Origin of the sequence: Legionella busanensis (assembly GCF_900461525.1) — a bacterium.
GTDB classification, from domain to species: Bacteria; Pseudomonadota; Gammaproteobacteria; order Legionellales; family Legionellaceae; genus Legionella_C; species Legionella_C busanensis.
Genome location: NZ_UGOD01000001.1, coordinates 649,048 through 662,520, shown reverse-complemented (window position 1 = coordinate 662,520; position 13,473 = coordinate 649,048). Strand labels below are relative to the sequence as shown.

The following is a 13,473-nucleotide window of genomic DNA, read 5'->3' as shown; positions in this document are numbered from 1 at the left end:
GTCTATTTTAATTCGGTCATTTAGGCTATCTAAACTTCATTAAAAATGTTTTTTGCTTCGATCTTGGTATTTTTCGTAAGTCCTATACTTTATTGCTGCGTTGTAAACGTTTCTAAAATGCTTCTATGCCATGTAACCTCAGCTCCTAGAAACGTTTACGCTTAGCACTAAAGCAAAATTCACAAATTATGCAAGAACTCCAATTAATGGCAACTGTTAAATCAGCTGCCAGTAAATTATTAAAGTTTGCTTCCTAATGACTGCTCTATTAACGAATCTTCTTCCATTAAACTAACATAGACTTCTGGTTGCTTCTTAGTCATTTCAGCCACAATACGTGCTGTACGAGTTTTAGGATGTTCATTTGCATACTGACAAACACCTTCCCACGAATTAACCTGCCCAGTGGTAATATGCCATAGCATTTCACTCCAAGGTGAATAGATAGTAGCGCGCTTAATACTTTCCTTGTATCTTTTTACAAAGAAGGCAAATAATTTTTCATCGTGATCAAGCTCCGGCTTATTACTATCAGCAAGCGCCAATTTTTCACATTTAAATGCTAAGCGATCTGAAATACCGAAAAATTTCTTTACTGAGTATGACCAAGTTTTATTAGTATAAATAATATTATGAAGAGCGTTATTTTTATCATGACTAGCACGTAAAAACGGAAGACTTGAGTGATTGTCTTCTATTGTATAGCTCTTTACTGCTTTCACTAAATCAACGCGATGTTTATTTAATAAATTTCTAAACGCTTCTGTAGATGGCGTTGTTGCACCATGACACAGTAAAATAGCAATACCCTGTAGTGCTTGTTTTGGAGCAATATTTTCTTGTAAGCGTAAGCATAATAAGTCAATTGCTGTATAGCCGTCATTATTTCTATAATTAAGTTCTTTTTGGCAAAGTGAACTTGTTTTTGGATGATTGAGTAACATTTTTAATACATCTATTGCACCTGAATGTGCCGCTAATAATAATGCCGTGTCTTTAACATCTAAACTAAGATTATCTGCGCAAGCGCCAGCATCTAAAAGCTTACTTACTGCCTCAGGAAAATTGGCGGCTATTGCCTGCTGAAGTGGTTGTAAGAATCCCGTCACCCCCCCTTGTAGTTTAATTTCACTTGCTTGATTAATATCTAATTTAAGTTTCATAATTGTAGAAAACGTGTCAACATCACCTAAATTAATTGCGTAGGATAAAATTGTTTGTCCATTTACATCATAAGAACTTAGTACTTGCTTATAAGTTATATTAAAGCCCAAGTCATTTCTTACTTGCCTATTTAAACCATTATCCAGAATAAATGAGGGTAAACGAGCTAAAAAATCTGGTAATAAATCTACCTTGCCAAGTTTTAATAATAGATGAAATGGCTGATGTAAATAAATATCTATTTTTTTATCTAAAATAACTCGAATAAATTCTATTAAATTTTTATTTTCTTTATCATGTTGCTGAATTAGATAATTTACTATAGAAACTTGTTGCCCGTTAAACCAATAAGCACGAGACAAAAACTCCATATCTAATTCTAACTGATGATTAATGAATTCCTTGAAATCATCAATATTTTCTAGATGCTGCGCCAACTCATTAAACATATCCATAGTTTTACCTCAAGTCTTAAATTAGAGAGACAATCCCTTTTATCCTACAGCAAAAAAATTTATCACCCATAATATAAATTAAAAGTTATGCAAACTAAAAATAAGGTTTATCTAAATATTTAAGTTATAGGCATCAAAAACCCTATAATGTAAGTTTCAATTTTACTTTTTCAAATAAATTAAATCCCAAACGCCATGCCCTAAGCGATTACCCCTTAATTCAAATTTCGTAATGGGTCTTGAACTAGGCCGTGGTGCAAAACTATTATTAATCTGACTATTTTTTAAGGTGGGCTCAGCAGATAAAATGACCTGCATAGACTCTGCATAATCTTGCCAGTCAGTTGCACAGTGTAAAAATCCCCCAGGCTTTAGGTGATTGGTGATTAATTTAACAAAATCTGGTTGGATTAAGCGCCGCTTATGATGTCTTTTTTTAGGCCATGGATCAGGAAAAAAGATTTGCACGCCATCTAAAGATTCAGCTGCAATTTGCTGATTAAAAATAGCTACAGCATCGCACATCGCAACACGAACATTATTAATTTCTTTTTCATGTAAGTCTGCTACTAAACTTCCAACACCAGCTCGGTGCACTTCAATACCAATAAAATTTTTAGTAGGATTTTGCTCTGCCATAGCAATAAGCGAAGCACCCATTCCAAACCCAATTTCAACAATAATTTCAGTATTGCGGCCAAAAATAGCTTGAAAATCCCAAGCAACACCATCTACAGGTAAAATATAATGAGATAGCCACTTATCTAAAGCAAGCTGTTGACGCTTACTCATACGACCTGCTCTTAATACAAAACTCTTAACAGTTCGGTGCATCTGAATCATAATCTCCACAAAAGGCAGCAATTATACGCTGATAATCTATAATTAAGGAATTATTCGTTATCTCTTAACGGATGTAAGCTTTTTTAACTAATCTAAGGCAAAAAAGTCGCTTATTGATTGCAAAATTCTTCTTTTTTTGTTATAAAAGCGCTCTTTGCCTAACACTGAGTCAACACCCATACCCATGGTTGTGATTTTTCAGTTATGGTTTTATCTAGAGAAAATTTGGAGTAACAGCATGTCAAGAGTATGTCAAGTTACTGGCAAGCGGCCCATGACTGGTCATAATGTATCACACGCCAATAATAAAACTAAAAGACGTTTTTTACCTAATATTCAACAACATCGCTTTTGGGTTGAAGAAGAGAATCGCTTTGTCACTTTAAAAGTAAGTATGAAAGGTATGCGTATTATCGATAAGCTTGGTATTAAAGCCGTTATCGATAATTTAAGAGAAAAAGGCGAAAAAGTCTAATTACGAGGATTAATCATGGCAGCTGTCACTATTAAAGTTAAAATGGAATCTACCGCAGGTACAGGTTATTATGTAACTACAACTAAGAATCCAAGAAATTGTCCTGATAAAATGGAATTTAAAAAGTACGATCCAGTCGTGCGTAAGCATGTAGTATTTAAAGAGAAAAAAGTAAAATAAGCTGTTCTTGCCTATTTTATTCATATTTTTTTAGAATTAATGGCGACATTATAATTATAATATCGCCATTAATTTTACCCTATCTTTCAAGCAATCCTTCTTCACCACTAAAATCTCTAAAGCAATATATAAAATTGAGTTGAATAAATTTTTAAAAATTTCGATAAATCATACGAAACATACACACGTCGGACAAATATTTCCTTAACCCTTTAGTTGAAACAGCTAATTAAGCTTTCAAGTTGACTAACTTATAAATAAAATCAATGCCTTACTTCTTTTAATACTGTTGTTTGTCGTATAAGCTACTGGATAATCTTAGTGAATCAGTTAAACTTAATAATAAGCAATGATCTTAAGAGGATTGTGGATGAAACCCTCGTTGCAACTTAGTATTGGTCAACAACTGACGCTTACTCCTCAGCTTCAGCAAGCTATACGCTTGCTCCAATTATCTACTATCGATTTACAACAAGAAATACAACAAGCTGTTGAATCAAATCCTTTGCTTGAAGTTTTACCTAACGAAGAAAAGGAAGATATTAGCGATAACTCCTCACGAAATGTAGAAGATAATGATTTTCAATGGTCACAACTTTATAATCTTAATAAACGCAGTAATTTTGAAGATACAGATTTTAATTATGAAAATTTATACTGTACAACGACTAATTTACAAGAACATTTACGTTGGCAATTAGAATTAACACCAATGACGGATATCGATCGCGTTATTGCGACAGCTATTATTGATGCAATAGACGATGATGGATTTTTAACTCAATCAGTCAGCGAGCTACATACAAGTTTAAATAGTGATACCTACCCTCTGGATATTGAAGAAATTGAAGCTGTTCGACATCGGTTACAATTATTTGATCCAGTAGGGTGCGCCACTCTCAACCTTGCTGAATCGCTCTTAGCACAGCTTAGTCAATTACCTGAATATGATAAAGATATTGAGTTAACTAAGGCCATTGTTAAAAATGACTTAGAGCTATTAGGACAGCATAATTATCGGCAACTAATAAAGAATTATCATGTTAATGAAGATATTATTAATCGCGTTTTACAAATTATTCATCAATTACATCCTAAACCAGGTAGTTTAATCCAACAAAATAATGTGGAATATATCATTCCAGATGTCATTGTAAAAAAAATAGATGGAACTTGGCAGGTTTTCTTAAATCAGACAACCCTCCCCCGTTTGACAATTAATAATCAGTATGCATCTATGATTCAACGTGCTAATACTAGTGCTGATAATCAGTTTTTAAAAAATAATCTTCAAGAAGCACGATGGTTTTTAAAAAGTATTCAAAGTCGTCAGGAGACATTACTTAAAGTAGCTCGTTGTATTGTCGATAGGCAGCTTGAATTCTTAGAGCATGGCGAAGAAGCTATGAAACCGCTTATACTCAATGATATTGCTGTAGCTCTAGATATGCATGAATCTACTATTTCACGAGTAACAACAAAGAAATTTATGCATACACCGCGTGGAGTCTTTGAATTAAAATACTTTTTCTCAAGCCATGTGGCAACAGTTAATGGAGGAGAATGCTCTTCTACCGCTATACGTGCTGTAATTAAGAAAATAATCGCTTCAGAAAATCGCCAAAAGCCTCTTAGTGATAGTAAAATTGCACAGTTAATTAGTGAGCAAGGAATTAAAGTTGCCCGACGAACCGTGGCAAAATATCGTGAAGCAATGTGTATTGCTCCATCTAATGAACGTAAAATAATCCGTAGTTAATAAGTTTTAAGAGGAGAAAAAATTATGCAAATAACCTTCACAGGCCATCAAATGGAAATGACGTCAGCATTAAAATCTTATACTGAGGAAAAACTTAGTAAATTAACTCATCATTTTGATAATATTACTGCTATTAATGTCGTTTTTAATATTGAGAAATTAGCACAAATTGCTGAAGCAACTATCCATGTTGCCAAAGCTACATTTCATGCCCGGGCTGAACACGATGATATGTATGTTGCTATTAATAACTTAGTAGAAAAATTAGATCAACAGCTTATAAAGCATAAAGAAAAATTACGTACACATTAAAATCTAGTCTGCAATTCTGTGCCAAGGATGGGCGCAGATAAACGCTTAATTAACTTATCTAGGCTTGTCAGAACAATCTAACCCACGCTAAAATCTTTCTTTTTAGCCGAAACAATTTTATGAACCTTGGTTATTTTATTACTCCTCAGAACGTTTATATAGACTTAACTTCTCAAAGTAAGACAGCTGTTTTTCATAAAATTAGTGAGCTATTTACAACAACAATGCCTGAGCTTAACTTTAATGAGTTATTTGATGCCTTTTGGCAACGAGAACTTTTAGGAAGCACAGCAATTGGTCATGGAATTATTATCCCACACATACGGATTCCAGCAATAAATCAACCAAAAGCTTGCCTTATTAAGTTAGTAAACCCGGTCGATTTTGGCGCAGAAGATAAACAACCTGCCGATTTAGTTGTATCTCTTATTGTCCCACCTAATCAAGAAGAGCATCATTTAACAATTCTTGCTGCAATTATTAAACAATTTAGTGATCCAAGCTTCAGAAATGCTTGCCGAAAAGCAAATAATGCGGAATCATTATACGCTCTTGTAGTAAACGGTACACTAGAGACACAAGCTTCTTAACTGTTTAATTTCGTAAGTTTAACATCTAAGAAAATAAAGCCCTCTAGATGGTAGAGTAAACAAGGTCTATTATAAAGGCTGGTTCAGTATAAAAATAAATCTATCTTTCATATTGAGCTTACGTTAATTAATAATTATAAGTTGATTTTTATGATTGAAACAAATGTTCGAATTATTAACAAACTAGGACTTCATGCACGCGCCTCAGCCAAATTTGTTTCTACGGCAGCCAAATTTCAAAGCCAAATTGAAGTGATTAAGCAATCTCAAAAAGTAGATGGCAAAAGTATTATGGGCGTTATGATGCTTGCTGCTACACAAGGTTCTGAACTAATTATTAAAATTAATGGCCCAGATGAAAAAGATATGGAAAAAGCGCTAGTTGAGCTTATTAATAATCGTTTTGATGAACCGGAATAAAAAAGTTTAAGCTAAAGCTTTAGCGCCTTTTAAATTTCTAATTTTTACTCGTTAGAGGATTTTTTCTGGCTGTGAATTCTTTTTAATTTTATTAATAATTGTATAGGCCCGGATAAAGCATAGATAACAAATCCTGTAAATAAAATTAAAGAAGGATTAGCAGCGATAGCTACAAATAAGATAATCATTAATAATAAATATAAAAAGGGAACATGCCCCTTAAAATCTACTTCTTTAAAGCTGTGATAACGAATATTACTTACCATAAGCGCCGATGCAATAATCGTTAGCATTGCTGTTATTAAGGATATTATAATATGATGATTTTGATGCTGATGACAAAGCCAAACAAAAGAAGAAACTAAAGCTGCTGCTGCAGGACAAGCAAGCCCTTGAAAATAACGTTTATCAACCGTGCCTACCTTAGTATTAAAACGTGCAAGCCGTAATGCAACTGTTGCTGTATAAATAAAGGCAACTAACCACCCAATCTTACCTAACTGCTGTAAAGTCGAGCTATATAATAATAAAGCTGGCGCAACACCAAACGTTACCATGTCTGAAAGACTATCATACTGGGCGCCAAAGGCCGATTGAGTATTTGTTAAACGGGCTATACGACCATCTAAACTATCAGCAATCATACCAATGAAAATTGCAATAATTGCTGCTTCATATTGGCTTTTAAATGATGCAACAATTGCGTAAAAAGCTGCAAATAAACTTGCTGTAGTAAAAAGATTAGGTAATAAATAAACACCAGATGAATTTTCTCTTGAATTCATAACCTAAGCCTACCTAATAAAATATACTTAAAATTATTATATAATATTTAACTTGCTTGAAATTTACTTTCTAAGCAAAAAAGCACTTAAAGCAAGCAATATCACTTAAAATCAACCAGACATCCTAACACAACCAACCTATTGACTGCTATGATTGATGCATTTTTATAAGCAACTTTCTATTAGAATCCTTATATCACTAGTGAATTTTGCTTTGGCGCCACCCAAGCCTATTTTAAGCTAAATTCACTTAAAAGCTTTATATTATAATAAATAATGCCTGCTAAAAGCGAAAAAGAACTTTTGTTGCCTTTATATCTAACTTATATTCATTTTTAGTTATTCTAACTTAATTATTACTTACCAATATGATGCTATAATAGGCATACTGTGTTGTTTGTGCTGCAGCTATGACGAATTCTGATGTTGAAAAGAAAAAAATTGTGATTGAAGGTGTTACGGAGCAAGGTAAGACTTTTCGCCCAAGTGATTGGGCTGAGCGTATGAGTGGGAACATGGCTGTCTTTAAAAATAATCGTCTTTATTATTCGCCTCTCCTGCAGCCTAGTATTAATACCCAAGGTTATAAATGCGTCTTATTAGACCCTAAATTAAAAGAAACGAGCCCCGATGTTTATCAATCTATTATGGAATTTGCAAAAAAGAACAATCTTAAGATCTGTGAAAATTAATCAAGCACGAGTAGAATTTAAAGTAAATGCAGCGATTTTACTGAAAATAGTTGCTATTACACTTACTGTATTATCAAAATTAACAGCTAAAATACCGGCAAATAAAAACATAAATCCTTTTAGTCCGTCCTGACCTTGTGAGCCTGGATGACTGGCATGGGTTAGAAGTACAGCACCGCGAACAAACCAAATCAAACCAGCTATACGAATTATCAATCCAATCGAGCCAAATACACTATTTTTATTGTAATCAGTATAAGATAAAACATTACCAACACCAAAGGTCGTATTAGAGAGTGCTTCTAAAGCAGAAGGTAAAAAAAGTAACGCTGCCCCTAATAAAATATAAGCCATAGGCACAAAAATACTTTCTTGTGATGAGGAATTTGCCCGCTCATCTCCAATTTTTCGCAGTTTTTGCAACGCTGTAATAAAAAAGAGAATACCAAGCATATAAGCAATGCCAACAATCACAGATTGGACTGGAAAAAGGGATCGGCTTAAGTTACCGAGCATTGCAATTAAATCAATATTTCCACTCATAGCTTAATTATACCTTAAATTCTCTATTATCACTTGCAATGCGAGCCATTTAGCCTATATTAGATAACTTTTTCATTTAGTAGTAAAAATATGCAAGCAAATTTATTTCCTATTACCTTAATAGAAGCTTTCATGCTCTCGCCCAATGTAAAACATTTTATTTTTAAGGCAGATAAAACCCCACCTTTTACTTATATTCCGGGGCAATTTATTACTATTCATTTTGAGCGAGATGGCAAATTACTTAAACGTAGTTATAGTATAGCTAACATACCTAGCCAAGATAATTATATTGAATTTGCCGCAGGGTATGTTGAGGGAGGGCCTGGAACCGATTTATTATTTAATTTAGCGCCAGGGGACGTAATTAATATTAACGGACCTTTTGGACGCTTAATTTTGAAAGATGAATTACCCAAGCGCTATATTTTAGCAGCAACGAGCACAGGTGTAACACCTTATCGCGCAATGCTTAAAGAACTTGATAATCGGCTTAAGCAGCATCATGAGCTAAACGTACTAATTATGTTAGGTGTTCAACGACCAGAAGATGCACTTTATGAGTCAGAGTTCCTAGATTTGGCGAAAGCTTATCCAAACCAAGTCTCTTTTAGAGTACAATTAAGCCGCGCTAATGATATAAATCTACAATCGCATCAGTTTAGGGGCTATATTCAACACGCTTTTCCCGAAATAGCATTAAACCCTGTTGAAGATGTAGTTTATTTATGTGGCAATCCAGGTATGATTGATGAGTGCTTTGAAGAATTAAAAAATCGTGGTTTTGCAATGCAACAAATCATTCGCGAAAAATATATTTCTGCTACTACGAGGTAGTAGCAACTGTTTCTACAGCCTAAATAAGGAGTGTAAATTAACATGTATTATGAAGAATTAGCAAATACCATAGAGCAATTAACTCAAGACGGAAAAGGAATACTTGCAGCAGATGAAAGTAATAGTACCATTGGCAAACGCTTTGCTAGTATTAATGTAGAAAATAGTGACGATAATCGCCGCAATTACCGCCTTCTTTTAGCTACAGCTCCAGAATTAGAACAATATATTAGCGGTGTCATTTTATTTGAAGAAACCTTTCAACACCGCGATGATAATGGTACATCAATTGCTGAATTATTTACTCAGAAGGGTATCGTACCAGGTATAAAAGTTGATAAAGGACTAATTAATTTAGCTAATACTGAAGGTGAAAAAGTTACCCAAGGGCTAGATGGTCTTGAAGAGCGCTTAGTTCATTTTAAAAAATTAGGTGCACGTTTTGCTAAATGGCGAAATGTCTATTCAATTACCCAATCAACTCCAAGCTTAACTGCCATGCGAGCGGGCGCTGAGAACCTAGCTCGATATGCAGCTTGTTGCCAATCTGTAGGTATTGTGCCCATTGTAGAGCCGGAAGTTTTAATTGATGGTAACCATAACATTGATTTATGCGCAGAAGTGGCTGAAATGGTACTTCATGAAGTCTTTAAATCCTTATTTATACATCAGGTTGAATTAGAAAATATTATCCTTAAACCAAGCATGGTGACTAGTGGTAAAGAAGTGCAACCTTTCAGTTCACCCGAAGATATAGCTGACTATACAATTGGTGTTTTTCGTAATATGGTGCCAGCTGCAGTACCTAGTATCAATTTCTTGTCAGGTGGCCAAACTTCTGAACAAGCGACAGCTAATCTAAATGCGATTAACCAAATTGGTTATCAACCTTGGAACTTAAGTTTTTCCTATGGTCGAGCCTTACAAGAAGATTGTCTAAAAATTTGGCAGGGAAATCCGGAAAACATTGAAGCCGCCCAAGCTGCTTTACTTAAAAGAGCTCGTTTAAATAGCTTAGCATGTTTCGGTGATTATGAGCCTAGCATGGAAAAAGAATAATATAATCAATGACCTATCAAGCTATTGCTTTTAAAGTTATAGCTTGATAGTGTTCCTCTCAAATTGCTAGGCAACGATCCTAAAGTTTTTTGTATAAAATTTAAGCTCAATTCTTACCCAGCTCTTTAAACTTACGTCACTCTGCCCCCTATCGAAAGGCATTATCCTACTCAAGCTCCTTGCATCGGAGAGGGCACAGAACGACATAAGATTAAAGTTTCATGCAAAAATTAAAGCTAGATTGTATACAAAAAAATTTAGAGACGTTACCTTGTTAAATTAAGTAACTTTATTAAGCAATAGTAAACTTGGCAAATAAAGGTAAATGATCTGATAAAGTTCGCCAAGGCTTATTGCTAAAACACTGTGCTTTTTCTACCTGTAAACCGCGAAAATAGATTCTATCAATACATAGGGTTGGTTTTAAGGCTGGAAAAGAACGCGCATGTTGCCCTTCTAGAACTTTAAACGCTTCTTGAATACCTAAAGCATCTGCTAGAGGTTTAGATAGATGCATCTGCCAGTCATTAAAATCACCGGCCATTAAAAGAGGCTCATTATCAGGAATTACTTCTATAATCCGATTAACTAAAGCCCGACACTGGGATGCCCGTTCTGCTTTAAATAACCCTAAATGTACACATAATAAATGTAGAATTTGGTTATTATCTAATTTAATTTGTCCATGTAATATGCTCCTAGAAGCACGATTTTGTCTTGATAAGTTAATATTTTCAAAGCTTACAAAAGGATATTTGCTTAATATAGCATTGCCATGGTGTCCAGATTGATAAATAGCATTCTTAGCATAAAGATAATGTGGCCAATCTTTCTCAGCAATATACTCAAATTGTGGTAAATCAGGCCAAGTTTGAATTCTTTGAGCACGCCGCTGATGGAAACCTTGAACTTCCTGCAAAAATACAAAATCAGGATTTAAATTAGATAAAGCATAGCGCATTTCAGGCAGCAAAAATCTTAATTTGCCAACGCCGAAACCTTTATGAATATTATAAGTTACCAGCGACACACTTTGTCGCGGTTGCTTCATCATTAATAACCTTCAATAAACAGATTTAATAAGCATAACATTAAAAATTTCTTTTTAAAGTAGTAAGTATTAATTTAATAGTTTAGTTTATTAGAATGACGTCTATAAATATAGGATTCCTAATTTCGTCACAAAATAAAAGTTATAATTTGTCACAAAATTTGAGATAAATTTTAAATTATGTTATCTTAAAATAATTGCCAATAAAAATGAGTCAAATTTAAATACAGATCGTGATGTAATATAAGGAGAAAGCTATGAAGCAATCCTGGTTTAAGAAACTTATATGTCTTGCTAGTGCAATGGTATTTAGCGGACTCATTCAGGCCTCCAAAGACGAACTAAGTTTGAACGATGGCTTACCCATTATGGTTGATAGTAGGACTCAACTAAATGATATTCATTTAAAAGATGATACTGTAACATTTACCTATCAAATTAAAGATATTAATGTTGATCAAGCAGTAAAAATAAAAGAGGATAATAAAGCTATTATTGAGCAGAATGCTTGTAATGATGAACAAATTAAAGATTTATTTTGCAAGGACTTTCATGTAAATTTTGTTTATTGGATTCAAGATAAAAAAATCCTTGAAGTCCCTGTTGACAAACAACTTTGTCGAGCGCGACAAAGTCAGATTACTTAATGGTTGTATAGTGAGAGTTAAGTCTGGCTTAACTCTCACTTTGAAAAGCAATTCCTTTTGCTGTCATTTCTTCTATCTCATCAGCCATTAATTCTAGTGCTCTACAATTTACATCAGGCCCATATCCTAAGACCTTAGCTGACTTTTTATAATTGTTAATATTATGCTCACGTAAAGCAATACGTTGTTCAGCAGAAATAGGTTTAAAAAACCCTCTGTTTAAAAGCGGCGAGATTTCATCATAATTCTTAACGGTAGGATAGTAAGCTGCCACTGGCTGTTTCACTTCTATACAAAGAGGATACTGAACCGGTTGCTGGATAAAGGGAAGCTCAAGAGCGCCTTCCCAGTAAAGCTTGCCTAGCTCATACTCATTATTTACTTTGAAATAGCCTATTATTGTTTGAGAAACGATGGGGCACGCCGGATAATAAAAAACTGGCTCATTCCAATTAAGTTGAATACTAATAGATGGGCAATCATTTAAATGATACTTAATCTTCATATCATAACTCAATAATTATACCTATTGATAATTTATTTTACTGAATTAACATAAAATGATCAATACTCTGGATCGGGCTATTTTTAAATGAAAGTCTATGCTGATAAAAATAAGGTCTTCTAGAAAGATCTATTTAAATTATTTAGTCAAATAGCGATTTAAGGAAGAAGTAATATTATTGACTCACTAAAGGTTATAAGCTGGAAGTCCATTCACTTGTTATCACCATAACTTAAGTGAATTATTTTAATTGGTAAAAACATCGTATTTGTTACAAAATTAATTATCTTAGATAAAATCGATAATATTATGGATGAGCTCAAATTAACTATACCAGGCTTTACTATTGCAGCTAGAACCTGGGGAAGGAATGATTTACCGCCGCTGCTAGCTATTCATGGCTGGTTAGATAACGCTAATTCTTTTGAACTTCTGGCGCCCTATCTTGCTAAAGATTTTTACGTTATTGCCATTGACTTACCAGGCCATGGATTATCCTCTCATTTATATGAAGGGGGTTATTACCATTTTATTGATGGCGTTTTTACCTTAATTAATATTATTGATGCGCTTCATATTAAAAAAATTAACCTACTGGGTCACTCGCTAGGCGCTTGTTTAGCGAGTATATTAGCAGGTATTGCTCCAACACGTATTTCTACTGTCGCTTTAATTGAAGGACTTGGCCCCCTTTCTCGCCCTGAAGATACTTGTCTTGAACAATTATCATCTTATCTATTTAAAGGCATTGAGAAAAAACATTCAAAACCTAAATTATATTCTTCTCTAGAGCTAGCAGCTCAAGCAAGAGCTGCACGTGGGTTTCTCTCCCTTGAACTGGTACGACTTTTATGCTCACGTGGATTAAGTGAAAGCAATGGTAAATTTTACTGGCATCATGATCGTCGCTTAGTTTACCCAAGTCCTTTACGTCTTACAGAAGCACAAGTTATTTCTTGTCTCTCAGGCATTACATCGCCAACATGCTTAATACTTACTGAGCAAGGATCATTATTTAATGAAAATGATATTCAACAGCGAATTGCAGCCGTTAAAAATTTAAAGATTATGAAAGTAAGAGGCGGACATCATTTACATATGGAAAATCCAAGTGTTGTAGCACAACACTTGGATAATTTTTATAGAAGTATTTAGA

At 34.0% G+C, this 13,473-nt stretch carries 17 protein-coding genes; 11 read left to right on the top strand and 6 right to left on the bottom strand.

The genetic code is table 11. The annotated features are described in order from the left end of the window. Positions 1 to 239: 239 nt before the first annotated feature. Together DYH30_RS03040 and trmB are read right to left on the bottom strand one after the other, a co-directional pair. Positions 240 to 1,619: an ankyrin repeat domain-containing protein gene (locus DYH30_RS03040; protein WP_115330240.1), complete on the bottom strand. Its 1,380-nt coding sequence runs from the start codon at positions 1,617 to 1,619 to the stop codon at positions 240 to 242. Positions 1,620 to 1,781: 162 nt separating this feature from the next. Beyond that, complete coding sequence (gene trmB, locus DYH30_RS03035; RefSeq protein WP_115332477.1) at positions 1,782 to 2,453, bottom strand: tRNA (guanosine(46)-N7)-methyltransferase TrmB; 672 nt, start codon at positions 2,451 to 2,453, stop codon at positions 1,782 to 1,784. A 247-nt stretch (positions 2,454 to 2,700) separates the two neighbouring features. Between trmB and rpmB the strand changes: the two genes are divergently transcribed. The 6 genes from rpmB to DYH30_RS03005 all read left to right on the top strand — a co-directional run bounded on the left by rpmB (position 2,701) and on the right by DYH30_RS03005 (position 6,198). Next, positions 2,701 to 2,937: a 50S ribosomal protein L28 gene (gene rpmB / locus DYH30_RS03030; RefSeq protein ID WP_115330239.1), complete on the top strand. Its 237-nt coding sequence runs from the start codon at positions 2,701 to 2,703 to the stop codon at positions 2,935 to 2,937. A gap of 15 nt (positions 2,938 to 2,952) precedes the next feature. After that, on the top strand, positions 2,953 to 3,117 hold the full coding sequence (rpmG, locus tag DYH30_RS03025; protein WP_115330238.1) for a 50S ribosomal protein L33: 165 nt from the start codon (positions 2,953 to 2,955) through the stop codon (positions 3,115 to 3,117). A 370-nt stretch (positions 3,118 to 3,487) separates the two neighbouring features. After that, a complete protein-coding gene (locus DYH30_RS03020; protein WP_115330237.1) occupies positions 3,488 to 4,876 on the top strand; it encodes an RNA polymerase factor sigma-54 in 1,389 nt (462 codons plus the stop codon). A gap of 24 nt (positions 4,877 to 4,900) precedes the next feature. Beyond that, entirely contained in the window at positions 4,901 to 5,188 is a 288-nt protein-coding gene (hpf, locus tag DYH30_RS03015) for a ribosome hibernation-promoting factor, HPF/YfiA family (RefSeq protein ID WP_115330236.1), read from the top strand. Between the two features lie 119 nt (positions 5,189 to 5,307). Beyond that, positions 5,308 to 5,778 carry a PTS sugar transporter subunit IIA gene (locus DYH30_RS03010; protein WP_115330235.1) on the top strand — a complete coding sequence of 157 codons (471 nt, stop codon included), beginning with the start codon at positions 5,308 to 5,310 and terminating at the stop codon, positions 5,776 to 5,778. Positions 5,779 to 5,928: 150 nt separating this feature from the next. After that, a complete protein-coding gene (locus tag DYH30_RS03005) occupies positions 5,929 to 6,198 on the top strand; it encodes an HPr family phosphocarrier protein (protein WP_115330234.1) in 270 nt (89 codons plus the stop codon). A 44-nt stretch (positions 6,199 to 6,242) separates the two neighbouring features. Here DYH30_RS03005 and pssA read toward each other — a convergent pair whose 3' ends face one another. Further along, positions 6,243 to 6,983, bottom strand: a complete 741-nt coding sequence (gene pssA / locus DYH30_RS03000; RefSeq protein ID WP_115330233.1) for a CDP-diacylglycerol--serine O-phosphatidyltransferase — start codon at positions 6,981 to 6,983, stop codon at positions 6,243 to 6,245. Positions 6,984 to 7,393: 410 nt separating this feature from the next. Here pssA and DYH30_RS02995 point away from each other — a divergent pair, with 410 nt between their 5' ends. Beyond that, entirely contained in the window at positions 7,394 to 7,675 is a 282-nt protein-coding gene (locus DYH30_RS02995; protein WP_115330232.1) for a DUF3579 domain-containing protein, read from the top strand. Here DYH30_RS02995 and DYH30_RS02990 read toward each other — a convergent pair whose 3' ends face one another. Beyond that, positions 7,676 to 8,218 (bottom strand): type IV secretion protein IcmC, encoded by a 543-nt coding sequence (locus DYH30_RS02990; RefSeq protein WP_115330231.1) that lies wholly within the window; start codon positions 8,216 to 8,218, stop codon positions 7,676 to 7,678. A 90-nt stretch (positions 8,219 to 8,308) separates the two neighbouring features. Here DYH30_RS02990 and DYH30_RS02985 point away from each other — a divergent pair, with 90 nt between their 5' ends. Next, the gene (locus DYH30_RS02985; protein WP_115330230.1) at positions 8,309 to 9,055 is read left to right on the top strand and encodes a ferredoxin--NADP reductase; all 747 of its coding nucleotides are present in this window, start codon (positions 8,309 to 8,311) and stop codon (positions 9,053 to 9,055) included. Positions 9,056 to 9,097: 42 nt separating this feature from the next. Then, on the top strand, positions 9,098 to 10,114 hold the full coding sequence (locus DYH30_RS02980; RefSeq protein WP_115330229.1) for a class I fructose-bisphosphate aldolase: 1,017 nt from the start codon (positions 9,098 to 9,100) through the stop codon (positions 10,112 to 10,114). Positions 10,115 to 10,406: 292 nt separating this feature from the next. On the opposite strand, the gene DYH30_RS02975 is transcribed toward DYH30_RS02980, so the two are convergent. Continuing rightward, positions 10,407 to 11,165 carry an endonuclease/exonuclease/phosphatase family protein gene (locus DYH30_RS02975; protein WP_115330228.1) on the bottom strand — a complete coding sequence of 253 codons (759 nt, stop codon included), beginning with the start codon at positions 11,163 to 11,165 and terminating at the stop codon, positions 10,407 to 10,409. A 257-nt stretch (positions 11,166 to 11,422) separates the two neighbouring features. Here DYH30_RS02975 and DYH30_RS02970 point away from each other — a divergent pair, with 257 nt between their 5' ends. After that, positions 11,423 to 11,812, top strand: a complete 390-nt coding sequence (locus tag DYH30_RS02970; protein WP_115330227.1) for a hypothetical protein — start codon at positions 11,423 to 11,425, stop codon at positions 11,810 to 11,812. A gap of 28 nt (positions 11,813 to 11,840) precedes the next feature. Here the strand turns inward: DYH30_RS02970 and DYH30_RS02965 are convergent, their stop codons facing one another. Further along, positions 11,841 to 12,317, bottom strand: a complete 477-nt coding sequence (locus DYH30_RS02965) for a hypothetical protein (RefSeq protein WP_115330226.1) — start codon at positions 12,315 to 12,317, stop codon at positions 11,841 to 11,843. 309 nt (positions 12,318 to 12,626) lie between these two features. On the opposite strand from DYH30_RS02965, the gene DYH30_RS02960 reads away from it, so the two are divergent. After that, the gene (locus tag DYH30_RS02960; RefSeq protein ID WP_115330225.1) at positions 12,627 to 13,472 is read left to right on the top strand and encodes an alpha/beta fold hydrolase; all 846 of its coding nucleotides are present in this window, start codon (positions 12,627 to 12,629) and stop codon (positions 13,470 to 13,472) included. Position 13,473 lies beyond the last annotated feature (1 nt).